Source organism: Pseudomonas sp. RP-B7, assembly GCF_059803535.1.
The window spans coordinates 122,358-138,480 of sequence record NZ_JAPFHC010000009.1; the positions used below are offsets into that span (position 1 = coordinate 122,358).

16 protein-coding genes are annotated in these 16,123 nt (G+C 57.0%); 13 read left to right on the forward strand and 3 right to left on the reverse strand.

Going from position 1 to position 16,123, the window contains the following annotated elements:
* Positions 1-14: 14 nt before the first annotated feature.
* The 3 genes from OPU96_RS11230 to OPU96_RS11240 form a co-directional block, all read right to left on the reverse strand.
* Complete coding sequence (locus tag OPU96_RS11230) at positions 15-2,453, reverse strand: TonB-dependent siderophore receptor (protein WP_498559083.1); 2,439 nt, start codon at positions 2,451-2,453, stop codon at positions 15-17.
* Positions 2,454-2,543: 90 nt separating this feature from the next.
* Positions 2,544-3,488, reverse strand: coding sequence for a FecR domain-containing protein (locus tag OPU96_RS11235; protein ID WP_498559084.1), 945 nt, complete (start codon positions 3,486-3,488; stop codon positions 2,544-2,546).
* Positions 3,488-3,994 carry a sigma-70 family RNA polymerase sigma factor gene (locus OPU96_RS11240; protein ID WP_192298128.1) on the reverse strand — a complete coding sequence of 169 codons (507 nt, stop codon included), beginning with the start codon at positions 3,992-3,994 and terminating at the stop codon, positions 3,488-3,490. Before OPU96_RS11240 ends, OPU96_RS11235 begins: the two co-directional genes overlap by 1 nt.
* A 562-nt stretch (positions 3,995-4,556) precedes the next feature.
* Between OPU96_RS11240 and mnmG the strand changes: the two genes are divergently transcribed.
* The 13 genes from mnmG to OPU96_RS11305 all read left to right on the forward strand — a co-directional run bounded on the left by mnmG (position 4,557) and on the right by OPU96_RS11305 (position 16,040).
* Complete coding sequence (gene mnmG, locus OPU96_RS11245) at positions 4,557-6,449, forward strand: tRNA uridine-5-carboxymethylaminomethyl(34) synthesis enzyme MnmG (RefSeq protein ID WP_192298127.1); 1,893 nt, start codon at positions 4,557-4,559, stop codon at positions 6,447-6,449.
* Complete coding sequence (gene rsmG / locus OPU96_RS11250) at positions 6,446-7,090, forward strand: 16S rRNA (guanine(527)-N(7))-methyltransferase RsmG (RefSeq protein WP_192298126.1); 645 nt, start codon at positions 6,446-6,448, stop codon at positions 7,088-7,090. The genes mnmG and rsmG overlap by 4 nt, the downstream gene beginning before the upstream one ends.
* An 18-nt stretch (positions 7,091-7,108) precedes the next feature.
* Entirely contained in the window at positions 7,109-7,906 is a 798-nt protein-coding gene (locus OPU96_RS11255) for a ParA family protein (RefSeq protein WP_017736233.1), read from the forward strand.
* Positions 7,907-7,915: 9 nt separating this feature from the next.
* Positions 7,916-8,788, forward strand: coding sequence for a ParB/RepB/Spo0J family partition protein (locus tag OPU96_RS11260; RefSeq protein WP_016970690.1), 873 nt, complete (start codon positions 7,916-7,918; stop codon positions 8,786-8,788).
* A gap of 148 nt (positions 8,789-8,936) precedes the next feature.
* On the forward strand, positions 8,937-9,344 hold the full coding sequence (locus OPU96_RS11265) for a F0F1 ATP synthase subunit I (RefSeq protein WP_010565865.1): 408 nt from the start codon (positions 8,937-8,939) through the stop codon (positions 9,342-9,344).
* Between the two features lie 16 nt (positions 9,345-9,360).
* The gene (gene atpB, locus OPU96_RS11270; protein WP_192298125.1) at positions 9,361-10,230 is read left to right on the forward strand and encodes a F0F1 ATP synthase subunit A; all 870 of its coding nucleotides are present in this window, start codon (positions 9,361-9,363) and stop codon (positions 10,228-10,230) included.
* 134 nt (positions 10,231-10,364) lie between these two features.
* On the forward strand, positions 10,365-10,622 hold the full coding sequence (gene atpE / locus OPU96_RS11275) for a F0F1 ATP synthase subunit C (protein WP_002555987.1): 258 nt from the start codon (positions 10,365-10,367) through the stop codon (positions 10,620-10,622).
* A gap of 56 nt (positions 10,623-10,678) precedes the next feature.
* Positions 10,679-11,149, forward strand: a complete 471-nt coding sequence (locus OPU96_RS11280; RefSeq protein ID WP_008439543.1) for a F0F1 ATP synthase subunit B — start codon at positions 10,679-10,681, stop codon at positions 11,147-11,149.
* Positions 11,150-11,161: 12 nt separating this feature from the next.
* Complete coding sequence (locus OPU96_RS11285; RefSeq protein ID WP_017528669.1) at positions 11,162-11,698, forward strand: F0F1 ATP synthase subunit delta; 537 nt, start codon at positions 11,162-11,164, stop codon at positions 11,696-11,698.
* A 21-nt stretch (positions 11,699-11,719) separates the two neighbouring features.
* The gene (gene atpA, locus OPU96_RS11290) at positions 11,720-13,264 is read left to right on the forward strand and encodes a F0F1 ATP synthase subunit alpha (protein ID WP_192298124.1); all 1,545 of its coding nucleotides are present in this window, start codon (positions 11,720-11,722) and stop codon (positions 13,262-13,264) included.
* Between the two features lie 50 nt (positions 13,265-13,314).
* Positions 13,315-14,175 (forward strand): F0F1 ATP synthase subunit gamma, encoded by an 861-nt coding sequence (gene atpG, locus OPU96_RS11295; protein ID WP_010565870.1) that lies wholly within the window; start codon positions 13,315-13,317, stop codon positions 14,173-14,175.
* Between the two features lie 27 nt (positions 14,176-14,202).
* Positions 14,203-15,579, forward strand: coding sequence for a F0F1 ATP synthase subunit beta (atpD, locus tag OPU96_RS11300; protein WP_003177062.1), 1,377 nt, complete (start codon positions 14,203-14,205; stop codon positions 15,577-15,579).
* 44 nt (positions 15,580-15,623) lie between these two features.
* Complete coding sequence (locus tag OPU96_RS11305; protein ID WP_003177061.1) at positions 15,624-16,040, forward strand: F0F1 ATP synthase subunit epsilon; 417 nt, start codon at positions 15,624-15,626, stop codon at positions 16,038-16,040.
* Positions 16,041-16,123 lie beyond the last annotated feature (83 nt).

Genomic DNA, 16,123 nt, shown 5'->3' on the forward strand with positions numbered 1-16,123 from the left:
TTATCCACAGCGGTTTACCAGTTATAGGACACCGTACCGAGCAAGGTACGGCTGTCACCCCAATAGCAACGCCCCGCATCGTTGCAACCCGACACATATTCCTTGTCGAACAGGTTCTTGGCGTTCAGGTCCACCGACCAGTGCGGGTCGATCTGATAACCCACAACCGCATCCACCAATGTGACGCTTCCAGGGTCGAGCTTGCCGTACAAGCTCGGCTTGCTGTAGGAAAACGCGCTATCGAAGTAACGCACACCGCCACCAAAGGACAGGCCTTTGAGCTGGCCATCGAGGACGCGATATTTACCCCACACCGAGGCTTGATTGCGCGGAACACCCGTCATCTGGCGCCCCTCTACCAGCGAACCGGCGAAATCCTTGGTAATCCGTGCATCGGTATAGGTGTAGGCCGCTGTCACGTTGAGGTTGGGCGTTATGTTGCTGTTGATCTCGACCTCGGCACCTTTGGCACGGCTTTCACCCACCTGGCGGTACGTGTTGGTGGTGGAGTCGAGGTAGGTATCGTCCTCCTTGCGCAGGTCATACACCGATAATGTCATCGCCGTATCCCAGCCAATCGGCTCGTACTTCACACCCACTTCGTATTGGCGACTGGTGATCGGCTTGAGCGGTGAGCCCGCCACCGAGATCTGCTGCACCGGTACGAATGCTGTGGAATAGCTGACATAGGGCGTCAGGCCGTTGTCGAACTGGTACATCACGCCACCCTGGTAGGTGAACTTCTGTTCCGTGGTGCTGGAGTCGGTCGAGGGCTTCACCTTGTCGCGGAAATCACTTTCGACCCAGTCCTGACGGCCGCCGAGCAAGAACAACCAGTGGTCATACTTACTCTGGATCTGTGCATAAACCCCTTTCATCTGCTGTTCCAGCAAGGTGTTCTGGATGGCGAGCGGTGTGGTCGGTTCGCGCAGGTACACCGGGTTATACACATTGATGGTCCCGGCAAACCCGGCGTCCCAGTCCTGGTTGAACGAGGTGCGATCGTAGCTCGCGCCGAACAGCACAGTATTTTCCAGGTCGCCCAGCTGGAATTTCCCCTCCAACTGGTTATCCAGGGAATACACCATCGACTTGTTGTAGCGGTCGTAAGCATTCATGTTCAACTGGGTGCCGAAGCCGCGGTTGTTCAACTCTCCGGGCCAGGTCTCATGACGGTTGATGCGTGACTGCATGTAACGCGAGTTCTGGCGGAACTGCCATTCGTCGTTGAAGCTGTGGCTGAATTCGTATCCGGTGCTCCAGGCTTCCCGCTCAAACGTGTTCCAGTCCGGATCGCCGAGCAGGGTGTGCTTGGACAATTTCCCATTCGGGTTGGTCAGCAAAGTGCCGGCGGCGGGTAGGCCAAGTTCCAGGTTGGTGTGGTCTTTCTGGTAGTTGGCCAACAGCGTCAGGGTGTTGTAATCGTCGAAATTCAGGGTCAGGGACGGCGCAATGTAGAGGCGATCATCTGGCACATGGTCGGTCTGGGTGTCGGACTTGCGACCAAGCATCACCACGCGCCCCAGGATATTGCCGGCGTCAGTGAGTGGGCCGGAAATATCCACACCCAGTTGGCGGCGGTTATTCGAACCGTAACCCAGTTGCACCTCGCCCTGTGGCGTGGCGGTTGGATGTTTGCTCACCAGATTCACCAGGCCGCCGGGGGCGTTTTCGCCGTAGAGCAGGGAAGAGGGCCCCCGGAAGATTTCCACACGCTCCAGGCCATAGGGCTCGCTGGTGGTGTCGTACCGATTGCCTTGTACGCGCAGGCCATCGCGCAGCAAGCCGTAGCCGTAATCGGTGGCGTTAAACCCGCGAATGAAGAACAGGTCACCCGCCAGACCATCGCCTGCGGCAAAGGGCGGCGCGAAGATACCGGGTACATAACCGAGGACTTCAGTCAGGGTCTGGGATTTCTGGTCCTTGATACGTTGGCCGGTGACCACCGATACAGAACGCGGCGTTTCCGACAGAGGCGTACTGGTCTTGGTGCCGATTCGACTGTTTTGCGCTTTGTAACCGACGTCTCCGGCAATCTCCTGATAAAAACCACCCTGTTGATAAGTACTGACGGTGGTAGGCGCCAACGTCAATTCCCCGGTCGGCGCGGCTTGTAATACATAACTGTCAGGCGCTTGCGCGACGGCCTGTAGGCCAGATTCGCGGAGTAACAGTGCAAAACCCTGTTCTGTTGAGTAATCCCCATCCAATCCAGGGCTGCGCAAATGCGCAGTCTGTTGCGGGGAGAAAGAGAGAATGACATTGGCCCTGGCGGCAAATTGGCTCAAGACGTTATCCAGCGGGCCAGCGGCAATGCTGTAGTGCTGCGTCGCGCTCGCGGCCATCACACAGGTAGGCAGGAAAACACCGACGGCACTGGCAGTACTTAACAGTAAACCGCATGAAAAGCCGTGGCGGGACAGTCGCTGGCGAAGCTGGGTAGGAAGGCGCATGTGTGGGTAAGCCCTGAAGGTTGCGTCGTAATTACCTGTAGGGCCGCGACAGATTGAAAAAAGATAACCCCCTTGTGGATTATTTTTCAGTCAGCCGATTCGCTGCACCGACACCCAATACCGGGTGAAGTACTTCACTTGGATCGGCAATGTCGCCTGCAGGTTAGCCAGCACTGCGTCGGTGGCATCCAGTCGGAAAGCCCCGGAAACGCGCAGGTGTTGCGAGGCCAAATCGCATCTGATGACACCGGATCGATAGCGGGCGAGTTCGTCGATGACGTCACCGAGCCGTGCGTCCAAGACGACCAACTGGCCGTCGACCCAAGCGGTCTGTGCACGAAGATAGCGTTGGTTGGGTCCGACATTTTGTCGATCGAAGTCAGCGCTTTCGCCGGCGCCAAGTAATCGACTGTGTTCAGGCTGATCCGCAGGCGAGATGTTCACCTTGTCCTCCAGCACACCGACTCGTGTGGAGCCCGCCAGTTGGCGCACGGTAAATCGCGTCCCCAATGCCTGCACCCGTCCTTGGCGGGTTTCAACATAGAACGGTGTCTGCCCACCCGACTTGCCGGTGTTGATAAGTACTTCACCTTCGCGCAGGCGAATCAAACGCTGGCGCCCATCGAATGCCACATCAATGGCGGTGCTGGTATTGAGATCGATCCGTGTGCCGTCAGCCAGTTCGATACGCCGCCGGCCGCCCACGGCCGTACGGTAGTCGGCCCAGATATTCCGCAGGTCAGTGTGTTGCTGAACGTTCCAGCCGACATACCCCGTACCGCCAAGTACCAGCATCCACTTGAGCACCTGTCGCCGTTGTTCGAGGGTCGACAATGCGCGGTGGCTAACGTCCTGGGGCAGGGCACCGAGGCTGCGTTGTAACCGTTCCATCTGGTTCCACGCGGCCTGGTGGGAAGGATCGCCATTGAGCCATTGTTGCCAGGCATGTCGTTCACTAGGGGTCGGCGGCTGTGCCTGAAACTGCACATACCAACTGGCGGCTGCCTCGAAGGCTTTGCGGTCGGGGGCGGACATCAGAGGCTGGCCATGATCAGCGCGCACTCGGTCAGCGCACGGATCATGTGCTTTTTCACAGTGGTCAGGGAAACCTGCAGTTGATCGGCGATCTGTTGATAAGTCAGGCCCTGTATTTGTGACAGCATGAAAATCCGACGTGCTCGCTCCCCCAGGCCAGACAGGGCTTTATCCACAGCCACCAGGGTTTCGATGATGATTGCCTTGTCTTCTTCACTGATTGCGAAGGTTTCAGGGCGTTCGGCCAGGCTTTGTTTGTAGGCCTGTTCGATGGCGTGGCGGCGATAACGATCGATCACCAAGCCCCGTGCGATGGTCGCCAGATAGTCTCGCGGCTCCAGGATCTGTGCCGCATGCCGTCCACCCAGAATACGCACGAACGTATCGTGTGCCACGTCGGCCGCATCGCAGGCGTTATGCAATTTGCCTTTGAGCCATCCCTGCAACCACGAGTGGTGCTGCTCGTAGATGTGTTGGACGGCGGCCATGTGTGAAGGAGGGGACATAGGGCGCGACAGGGCAGGTTAATGATAATCGCTATTATTAACTGCACTATGGTTTCTCACAATAGGTCTCTTTTTCCAGAACTCTCATCGAATCGAAAGATTTCGGTGGCTTCCCCATGCGCCAAATATGCCGCGATTCGTCTGTTTCTGTGGATTAAGCCCTGTGAATAACCGCCCCTGTGCCCAGTTGATAACAGGGCCTGAAAACTGAAGATAAACCCATCTGTGGATAACCACCTGTTTAATCCACAGGCTTAAAGCACTTATCCAACGGCCTCATTGGCACATGACCACAGACTTTTGAATCGCTGTACACAAAGTAAATAAAGGCCTGTAGAGATCTATCCACAGAAATGTGGCTCAGTAGAAATAAACATAAAAACAAAGATTTAATAAATTTCTCTCTTTTAATTTCTATTGTCTGTGATTCATCCACAGCTGGTTAAATTTTGTGCAAAGGGTTCTTTAGGAAGGGCTAAGTCCCTATACTTGCCGCCAAAGCTCTAAATCTCTTTCAACAGACAATTCCTGATTACCTACATAAGCAGGCACGAGGTGCGTGGTGGATTTCCCTTCCCGTTTTGAAGTGATCGTCATCGGCGGCGGTCATGCCGGTACCGAGGCAGCACTGGCGTCAGCACGTATGGGCGTAAAAACCCTGTTGCTTACGCACAACGTGGAAACCCTCGGTGCCATGAGTTGCAACCCCGCCATTGGCGGGATCGGCAAAAGCCACTTGGTCAAAGAAATCGACGCCCTCGGCGGCGTGATGGCCATGGCTACCGACAAGGGTGGTATTCAATTTCGCGTGCTCAACAGCCGCAAAGGCCCGGCCGTGCGTGCTACCCGGGCACAAGCCGACCGCATCCTGTACAAGGCGGCCGTGCGCGAAACCCTGGAGAACCAGGCGAACCTGTGGATATTTCAACAGGCCGCGGACGACCTGATCGTCGAGCAGGACCAGGTGCGCGGTGTTGTCACCCAGATGGGCCTACGTTTCTTCGCAGAATCCGTGGTGTTGACCACTGGTACGTTCCTGGGCGGACTTATCCACATCGGTATGCAGAACTATTCCGGTGGTCGCGCCGGTGATCCGCCGTCGATTGCCCTGGCAAAACGCCTGCGTGAATTGCCGCTGCGTGTCGGTCGCCTGAAAACCGGGACCCCGCCGCGTATCGACGGGCGTTCTGTGGATTTCTCGGTGATGACCGAACAAGCCGGTGATACGCCGATACCTGTGATGTCGTTCATGGGCTCCAAAGAGCAGCATCCGAAACAGGTGAGCTGCTGGATTACCCATACCAATGCCCGTACCCACGAAATCATTGCTGCGAACCTCGACCGTTCGCCGATGTATTCCGGGGTGATCGAAGGCATCGGCCCGCGTTATTGCCCGTCGATCGAAGACAAGATCCACCGCTTTGCCGACAAGGAAAGCCATCAGGTCTTCATCGAGCCCGAAGGTTTGACTACCCACGAGCTTTACCCGAACGGCATTTCCACTTCGCTGCCTTTCGACGTGCAGATCCAGATCGTGCAATCGATTCGCGGCATGGAAAACGCACACATCGTGCGTCCGGGCTACGCCATCGAGTACGACTACTTCGACCCGCGTGACCTCAAGTACAGCCTCGAAACCAAAGTCATCGGCGGCCTGTTCTTCGCCGGCCAAATCAACGGCACCACCGGTTACGAAGAAGCCGGCGCCCAGGGTTTGCTGGCCGGAACCAACGCTGCGCTGCGCGCGCAGGGCAAAGACAGCTGGTGCCCGCGTCGCGATGAGGCATACATCGGCGTGCTGGTTGACGACCTGATTACCCTCGGTACCCAGGAACCGTACCGGATGTTCACGTCCCGGGCGGAATACCGTCTGATCCTGCGCGAAGACAACGCCGACCTGCGCCTGACCGAAAAAGGTCGCGAGCTGGGCCTGGTCGATGACGCGCGTTGGGAAGCCTTCTGTAAAAAACGCGAAAGCATTGCGCTGGAAGAACAGCGTCTGAAAAGTACCTGGGTTCGCCCGGGTACCGAGCAGGGCGACGCAATTGCCGAAAAATTCGGCACGCCGCTGACCCACGAGTACAACCTGCTGAACCTGCTTTCCCGTCCGGAAATCGACTACGCTGGTCTGGTCGAAGTGACGGGCGGTGGCGCAGAAGATCCACAGGTCGCCGAGCAAGTCGAGATCAAGACCAAATACGCCGGTTACATTGACCGTCAGCAGGACGAAATCGCTCGTCTGCGCGCCAGCGAAGATACCAAGCTGCCTGTGGACATCGACTACACCGGGATTTCCGGGCTGTCGAAAGAAATCCAAAGCAAGCTGGGGATAACTCGCCCGGAAACCCTGGGCCAGGCTTCGCGTATCCCCGGTGTGACCCCGGCAGCCATTTCGCTGTTGATGATTCATTTGAAAAAACGCGGCGCGGGCCGTCAGTTGGAGCAAAGCGCTTGAGTTCGTCTGTCACCTCACAACATGCCGAAGAGTTATCCACAGGTGCGCGCCAGTTGGGTGTCGACCTGACCCCGGCCCAGCACGAATTGCTGTTGGGCTACCTGGCCCTGTTGATCAAATGGAACAAGGCTTACAACCTGACCGCAGTGCGCGATCCGGACGAAATGGTTTCGCGTCATTTGCTCGACAGCTTGAGTGTGATGCCGTTTATCGAAAACGGCCGCTGGCTCGACGTCGGCAGTGGCGGCGGCATGCCGGGCATTCCCCTGGCCATCCTGTTTCCCGAGTCGCAAGTGACCTGCCTGGACAGCAACGGCAAGAAAACCCGCTTCCTGACCCAGGTCAAACTCGAACTCAAGTTGGATAACCTGCAAGTTATCCACAGTCGCGTCGAAGCCTTCACGCCTGAACAGCCTTTCAACGGAATTGTTTCCCGGGCCTTCAGCAGCATGGACAACTTCAGCAACTGGACTCGCCACCTGGGCGACCGTGACACCCGCTGGCTGGCAATGAAGGGCGTCCATCCAAGCGACGAGCTGTTAGCATTGCCGGCAGACTTCCACCTCGATAGCGAACACGCCTTGGCCGTACCCGGTTGCCAAGGCCAACGCCATCTGCTGATACTGCGCCGCACGGCATGATTGGGAACACAAGCAAGAATGGCTAAGGTATTCGCGATAGCGAACCAGAAAGGTGGCGTGGGCAAAACCACCACCTGCATCAACCTCGCAGCATCCCTGGTCGCCACCAAGCGCCGGGTGCTGTTGATCGATCTCGATCCACAGGGCAACGCCACCATGGGTAGCGGTGTGGATAAACACGGCCTGGAAAACTCGGTCTATGACTTGCTGATCGGCGAGTGCGACCTGGCCCAGGCCATGCACTTTTCCGAACACGGCGGTTATCAACTGCTGCCGGCCAACCGCGACTTGACCGCGGCGGAAGTGGTGCTGCTGGAAATGCAGATGAAAGAAAGCCGTCTGCGCAGCGCCCTGGCGCCGATCCGCGAGAATTACGATTACATCTTGATCGACTGCCCACCGTCGCTGTCGATGCTCACGCTGAACGCACTGGTGGCCGCCGATGGGGTGATTATCCCCATGCAGTGCGAGTACTACGCGCTGGAAGGCTTGAGCGACCTTGTGGATAACATCAAGCGTATCGCTGAGTTGCTCAATCCGAACCTGCAGATCGAAGGCCTGCTGCGCACGATGTTCGATCCGCGCCTGAGCCTGATGAACGATGTGTCGGCGCAGCTCAAGGAACACTTTGGCGACCAGCTCTACGACACAGTTATCCCGCGCAACATCCGTCTGGCCGAAGCGCCAAGCTACGGCATGCCCGCGCTGGCGTATGACAAATCCTCGCGTGGCGCCATTGCCTACCTGGCCCTGGCCGGCGAGATGGTTCGTCGTCAACGCCGCAACTCACGCACCGCTGCAGCCCAGCCAACTTAAGGAATCCCCATGGCCGTCAAGAAACGAGGTCTCGGACGTGGACTGGATGCACTGTTGAGTGGTCCGACCGTCACATCGCTTGAAGAACAAGCGGTGCAGGCCGACGAGCGCGAGCTGCAGCACCTGCCCCTGGACCTGATCCAGCGCGGCAAATACCAGCCACGCCGGGACATGGACCCCCAGGCGCTGGAAGAACTGGCCAATTCGATCAAGGCCCAGGGCGTGATGCAGCCGATCGTGGTCCGCCCGATCGGTGGCGGACGTTTTGAAATCATCGCCGGTGAACGCCGCTGGCGTGCCAGCCAGCAGGCCGGCAAGGAGACCATCCCGGCGATGGTCCGCGATGTGCCGGATGAAACCGCTATCGCCATGGCCTTGATCGAGAACATCCAGCGTGAAGACCTCAACCCGATCGAAGAAGCGATCGCGTTGCAGCGTTTGCAGCAGGAATTCCAGCTGACCCAGCAACAAGTGGCCGAGGCCGTGGGCAAGTCCCGCGTGACCGTGTCCAACTTGCTGCGCCTGATCGCGCTGCCGGAAGTCATCAAGACCATGCTGTCCCATGGCGACCTGGAAATGGGGCATGCCCGCGCTTTGCTCGGTTTGCCCGAAAATCAACAGGTTGAAGGGGCGCGACACGTTGTCGCACGAGGGCTCACCGTTCGTCAGACCGAGGCCCTGGTTCGCCAGTGGTTGAGCGGCAAACCTGCACCGGTCGAAACGGCCAAACCTGATCCGGATATTGCCCGTCTTGAACAGCGCCTGGCCGAGCGGCTGGGCTCTGCGGTGCAAATTCGCCACGGCAAGAAGGGCAAAGGCCAATTGGTCATCGGCTATAACTCTCTCGATGAGCTTCAGGGCGTCCTTGCCCACATCCGCTGAAACATTTGCTTATGTAGCGTGTGATCGGAAATCACTACCCGACAGTTGAATAGGGGCAGAACCGCCCCTATACTCTGCGCGCATTTTGTCGGCACAAATTATGCCAAGTTATTGATTTCCGGCAGCCGACCATTGAGGAGCAAGAGTGATGGAAACCCGCACGCCAAACACGTTGCCGTTCCATCGCTTGGCCGTATTTCCGGTTTTATTGGCTCAATTTGTCATTTTGCTGATCGCCGCTTTGGCGCTTTGGTACTGGCATGGAGTCGTAGCCGGATATTCAGGACTCTGCGGAGGCCTGATAGCCTTGCTGCCCAATATGTATTTTGCTCACAGGGCCTTTCGGTTTTCCGGCGCCCGAGCAGCCCAGGCGATCGTCCGGTCATTTTATGCCGGCGAAGCAGGGAAACTGATTTTGACGGCAGTGCTGTTTGCACTGACCTTTGCAGGTGTGAAGCCATTGGCGCCGCTGGCTGTATTCGGCGTCTTCGTGTTGACCCAACTGGTCAGCTGGTTCGCTCCCCTGCTAATGAAAACAAGACTTTCGAAACCTTAGGGCGTTTGAGGCAACCATGGCAGAAACAACCGCTTCGGGCTATATCCAGCACCACTTGCAGAACCTGACCTTCGGTCAGCTTCCTAATGGCGGCTGGGGCTTTGCCCACTCCGCAGCAGAGGCCAAAGAAATGGGCTTCTGGGCTTTCCACCTGGATACTCTGGGTTGGTCGGTCGCATTGGGTCTGATCTTCGTCTTCATTTTCCGCATGGCGGCAAAGAAGGCGACTTCCGGTCAGCCAGGTGCTTTGCAGAACTTCGTTGAAGTATTGGTCGAATTCGTCGATGGCAGCGTGAAAGACAGCTTCCATGGCCGTAGCCCGGTGATTGCACCGCTGGCACTGACCATCTTCGTCTGGGTGTTCCTGATGAACGCCGTCGACCTGATCCCGGTCGACTGGATTCCTCAGCTGGCCATCCTGATCTCCGGCGATCACCACATTCCTTTCCGTGCGGTTTCCACCACGGACCCTAACGCTACCCTGGGCATGGCCCTGTCGGTATTCGCGTTGATCATTTTCTACAGCATCAAGATCAAGGGCATCGGCGGCTTCATCGGCGAACTGACCCTGCACCCGTTCGGCAGCAAGAACATCTTCGTTCAAGCGCTGCTGATCCCGGTGAACTTCCTGCTGGAATTCGTGACTCTGGTTGCCAAGCCTATTTCCCTGGCTCTGCGACTGTTCGGCAACATGTATGCCGGCGAGCTGGTGTTCATTCTGATCGCTGTGATGTTCGGCAGCGGCCTGCTCTGGCTTAGCGGCCTGGGCATTGTTCTGCAGTGGGCGTGGGCTGTGTTCCACATCCTGATCATCACCCTGCAGGCCTTCATCTTCATGATGCTGACCATCGTCTACCTGTCGATGGCGCACGAAGAGAACCATTAAGACCAGTCTCGACTAGTCTGATGTCCTTCCCGGTAAAACGGGAAGGTAGGCCCTACCGGGCTATGAAACGATTTGTTTTACCGCTTTAAAATCTAAAAAACCTAAACCATACGACGTAAAAGTCGGGAGGAAAGATGGAAACTGTAGTTGGTCTAACCGCTATCGCTGTTGCACTGTTGATCGGCCTGGGCGCCCTGGGTACTGCCATTGGTTTCGGCCTGCTGGGCGGCAAATTCCTGGAAGGCGCAGCGCGTCAGCCAGAAATGGTTCCAATGCTGCAAGTTAAAATGTTCATCGTCGCCGGCCTGCTCGACGCCGTGACCATGATCGGTGTTGGTATCGCTCTGTTCTTCACCTTCGCGAACCCTTTCGTTGGTCAACTCGCCGGTTAATCACTCGTCTTTTCGAGTGATTGGTGTGTTGTGCAACGAATGAGCGAGGTATTGGCGTGAACATTAATGCAACCATTATTGGTCAGTCCTTAGCGTTCTTGATTTTTGTCGTTTTCTGCATGAAGTTCGTATGGCCTCCGGTCATCGCAGCTCTGCACGAACGTCAGAAGAAGATCGCGGATGGGCTGGACGCTGCAGCACGAGCAGCTCGCGACCTGGAGTTGGCCCAAGATAAAGCGGGTCAACAACTGCGCGAAGCGAAAGCTCAAGCAGCCGAAATCATTGAGCAAGCCAAGAAACGCGGTAACCAGATCGTTGAAGAGGCTGTTGAAAAAGCCCGTATCGACGCTGACCGTGTGAAGGTTCAGGCTCAGGCCGAGATCGAGCAGGAACTGAACGGTGTCAAAGACGCGCTGCGTGCCCAACTGGGTGCTCTGGCCGTTGGCGGTGCTGAGAAGATCCTGGGTGCCACAATCGATCAAAACGCGCACGCGGAGCTGGTTAACAAACTGGCTGCTGAAATTTAAGCGAGGGCGATCATGGCAGAATTGACCACGTTGGCCCGACCTTACGCTAAGGCAGCCTTCGAGCACGCCCAGGCCCACCAGCAGCTGGCCTCTTGGTCAGCCATGCTCGGCCTGGCTGCAGCAGTGTCGCAAGACGACACCATGCAGCGCGTGCTCAAGGCCCCGCGACTGACGAGCGCAGACAAGGCCGCCACTTTTATTGAAGTGTGCGGCGACAAGTTTGATGTGAAGGCACAGAACTTCATCAACGTCATTGCCGAAAACGACCGTCTCCTGCTTCTGCCGGAGATTGCCGCTCTGTTCGACCTGTACAAGGCCGAGCAAGAGAAATCGGTAGACGTTGAAGTGACCAGTGCTTTTGCATTGAACCAAGAACAGCAAGACAAACTCGCCAAGGTTCTCAGTGCACGACTCGACCGGGAAGTGCGCCTGCAAGTTGCGGAAGACCCATCCCTCATTGGGGGTGTTGTCATTCGCGCCGGCGACCTGGTTATCGATGGCTCGATTCGCGGCAAACTCGCGAATCTTGCCGAAGCATTGAAATCTTGAGTTTGAAGGGGCAGCAGAGCAATGCAGCAACTCAATCCTTCCGAAATAAGTGAAATTATCAAGGGCCGCATCGACAAGCTCGATGTGACCTCCCAAGCCCGTAACGAAGGCACTGTCGTCAGCGTATCTGACGGCATCGTGCGGATTCACGGTCTGGCCGACGTAATGTACGGCGAGATGATCGAGTTTCCGGGCGGCGTCTACGGTATGGCCCTCAACCTGGAGCAAGACTCCGTAGGTGCCGTTGTATTGGGCGCGTACACCAGTCTGGCTGAAGGCATGAGCGCCAAGTGCACTGGCCGCATCCTGGAAGTTCCGGTTGGTAAGGAACTGCTGGGTCGCGTAGTCGACGCACTGGGTAACCCTGTTGACGGTAAAGGTCCACTGGGCAACACCGAGACCGACGCGGTCGAGAAAGTTGCTCCAGGCGTGATCTGGCGTAAGTCGGTAGACCAGCCTGTACAGACTGGCTACAAGGCTGTCGATGCCATGATCCCAGTCGGCCGTGGCCAGCGTGAGCTGATCATCGGTGACCGTCAGATCGGTAAGACCGCCCTGGCGATCGACGCGATCATCAACCAGAAGAACAGCGGCATTTTCTGCGTCTACGTAGCCATCGGTCAGAAGCAATCGACCATCGCCAACGTGGTTCGCAAGCTGGAAGAAAACGGCGCCCTGGCCAACACGATCATCGTGGCTGCCAGTGCTTCGGAATCTCCTGCGCTGCAATTCCTGGCACCGTACTCCGGTTGCACCATGGGTGAATACTTCCGCGACCGCGGTGAAGACGCGCTGATCGTTTATGACGATCTGTCCAAGCAAGCAGTGGCTTACCGCCAGATTTCCCTGCTGCTGCGCCGTCCACCAGGCCGTGAAGCCTACCCAGGCGACGTGTTCTATCTCCACTCCCGTCTGCTGGAGCGCGCATCCCGCGTTTCGGAAGAGTACGTAGAGAAGTTCACCAACGGCGCAGTGACCGGCAAAACCGGTTCCCTGACCGCACTGCCGATCATCGAAACCCAGGCTGGCGACGTTTCCGCGTTCGTTCCGACCAACGTGATTTCCATCACCGACGGTCAGATCTTCCTGGAATCGGCCATGTTCAACTCGGGCATCCGCCCTGCAGTGAACGCCGGTGTTTCGGTATCCCGTGTGGGTGGTGCCGCTCAGACCAAGATCATCAAGAAGCTCTCCGGTGGTATCCGTACCGCTCTGGCTCAGTACCGTGAACTGGCGGCATTCGCCCAGTTCGCTTCTGACCTGGACGAAGCGACCCGTAAGCAACTTGAGCATGGTCAGCGCGTTACCGAGCTGATGAAGCAGAAGCAATACGCCCCAATGTCGATCGCTGACATGGCGTTGTCGCTGTATGCCGCTGAGCGTGGGTTCCTGACCGACGTTGAAATCGCCAAGGTCGGCAGCTTTGAACAAGCGCTGATTGCTTACTTCAACCGCGATCACGCCGAACTGATGGCGAAGATCAACGTGAAGGGTGACTTCAATGACGATATCGACGCTGGCATGAAAGCCGGTATCGAGAAGTTCAAGGCCACCCAAACCTGGTAAGCCGCAGCGGGAGCCGCAAGGCTCCCGCTTGCTAACCTGATAGGTGTTACATGGCAGGCGCAAAAGAGATTCGCAGTAAGATTGCGAGCATCAAAAGCACGCAAAAAATTACCAGCGCCATGGAAAAAGTGGCGGTCAGCAAAATGCGCAAGGCACAAATGCGCATGGCTGCTAGCCGTCCTTATGCGGAGCGTATCCGCCAGGTAATTGGGCATCTGGCCAACGCCAACCCGGAATACCGCCACCCGTTCATGATCGACCGCGAAGTTAAGCGCGTCGGTTATGTGGTTGTGAGCAGTGACCGTGGTTTGTGCGGTGGTTTGAATACCAACCTGTTCAAGGCCCTGGTCAAGGACATGGCGGTAAACCGCGAAAACGGCGTCGAGATCGATCTGTGTGTTGTTGGTAGCAAGGGTGCGGCCTTTTTCCGTAACTTCGGCGGCAACGTCGTAGCAGCTATCAGCCACCTGGGTGAAGAGCCGTCGATCAATGATTTGATCGGCAGTGTGAAGGTGATGCTGGATGCGTACCTGGAAGGCCGGATTGACCGCCTCTCCGTGGTATCCAACAAGTTCATCAACACCATGACCCAGCAGCCAACCGTGGAGCAATTGATTCCACTGGTGGCGACTCCGGATCAGGAACTCAAGCACCACTGGGACTACCTCTACGAACCAGACGCCAAAGAGCTGCTTGACGGCTTGATGGTGCGCTACGTGGAGTCGCAGGTGTACCAGGCGGTGGTCGAGAACAACGCAGCTGAACAAGCGGCGCGGATGATCGCGATGAAAAACGCTACCGACAACGCCGGTGATCTGATCAGCGATTTGCAGCTGATCTACAACAAGGCGCGTCAGGCTGCGATCACCCAAGAGATCTCGGAAATCGTCGGCGGCGCTGCCGCGGTTTAACGGTTCAAATATTCAGAGGATCCAGCTATGAGTAGCGGACGTATCGTTCAAATCATCGGCGCCGTTATCGACGTGGAATTTCCACGCGACAGCGTACCGAGCATCTACAACGCGCTGAAAGTACAAGGCGCGGAAACTACTCTGGAAGTTCAGCAACAGCTGGGCGACGGCGTAGTTCGTACCATTGCGATGGGTTCCACCGAAGGCTTGAAGCGCGGTCTGGACGTTATCGACTCTGGCGCAGCCATCTCCGTACCGGTCGGTAAAGCGACCCTGGGCCGGATCATGGACGTACTGGGCAACCCAATCGACGAAGCCGGCCCGATCGACACCGAAGAGCGCTGGGGCATTCACCGTCCAGCACCTTCGTTCGCCGAACAAGCTGGCGGCAACGACCTGCTGGAAACCGGCATCAAGGTTATCGACCTGGTTTGCCCGTTCGCCAAGGGCGGTAAAGTCGGTCTGTTCGGTGGTGCCGGTGTAGGCAAGACCGTAAACATGATGGAACTGATCCGTAACATCGCCATCGAGCACAGCGGTTATTCCGTGTTCGCCGGTGTGGGTGAGCGTACTCGTGAGGGTAACGACTTCTACCACGAGATGAAGGACTCCAACGTTCTGGACAAAGTGGCACTGGTTTACGGTCAGATGAACGAGCCGCCGGGAAACCGTCTGCGCGTAGCACTGACTGGCCTGACCATGGCCGAGAAGTTCCGTGACGAAGGTAACGACGTTCTGCTGTTCGTCGACAACATCTACCGTTACACCCTGGCCGGTACTGAAGTATCCGCACTGCTGGGCCGTATGCCTTCGGCAGTAGGTTACCAGCCGACCCTGGCTGAAGAGATGGGCGTTCTGCAAGAACGTATCACTTCGACCAAGGAAGGTTCGATCACTTCGATCCAAGCGGTATACGTACCTGCGGATGACTTGACCGACCCGTCGCCAGCGACCACCTTCGCCCACTTGGACGCCACCGTCGTTCTGTCCCGTGACATCGCTTCCCTGGGTATCTACCCAGCGGTCGATCCACTCGACTCGACTTCGCGCCAGCTGGACCCGAACGTGATCGGCCAGGAGCACTACGACACCGCTCGCGGCGTTCAGTACGTGCTGCAGCGTTACAAAGAACTGAAGGACATCATTGCGATCCTGGGTATGGACGAGCTGTCGGAAGCCGACAAGCAGTTGGTAAACCGTGCTCGTAAGATCCAGCGCTTCTTGTCGCAGCCGTTCTTCGTGGCTGAAGTCTTCACCGGTGCCTCGGGTAAATACGTTTCCCTGAAAGACACCATTGCTGGCTTCAAAGGCATCCTCAACGGTGACTACGACCACCTGCCAGAACAAGCGTTCTACATGGTCGGCGGCATCGAAGAAGCGATCGAGAAAGCCAAGAAACTGTAATCCAAGCGCCCGGAAACGGGCGCTCATCAGGTTGAGGCAATCAGATGGCTATGACAGTCCATTGCGATATCGTCAGCGCGGAAGGGGAAATCTTCTCCGGTCTGGTAGAGATGGTGATTGCACACGGCGAACTCGGTGACCTTGGTATTGCCATGGGTCACGCGCCGTTGATCACCAGCTTGAAGCCAGGTCCGATCACTCTGACCAAGCAAGGCGGGGAAAAGGAGGTGTTCTACATCTCCGGTGGTTTCCTCGAGGTTCAGCCGAACATGGTCAAGGTACTTGCCGACACCGTGCAACGTGCTGGCGACCTGGATGAAGCCTCCGCTCAGGAAGCCGTCAAGGCTGCTGAGAAGGCCCTGAATGAAAAGGGTGCGGACTTCGACTACAGCGCTGCTGCTGTACGTCTGGCCGAGGCTGCAGCCCAGCTGCGCACGCTCCAGCAGATCCGCAAGAAGTAAGCGGCCCAGCCGTCATGCTTCATGTGTGATTTGATTAAAAAGGGTAGCCTCGGCTACCCTTTTTCTTTTTTTGCAAAACACTT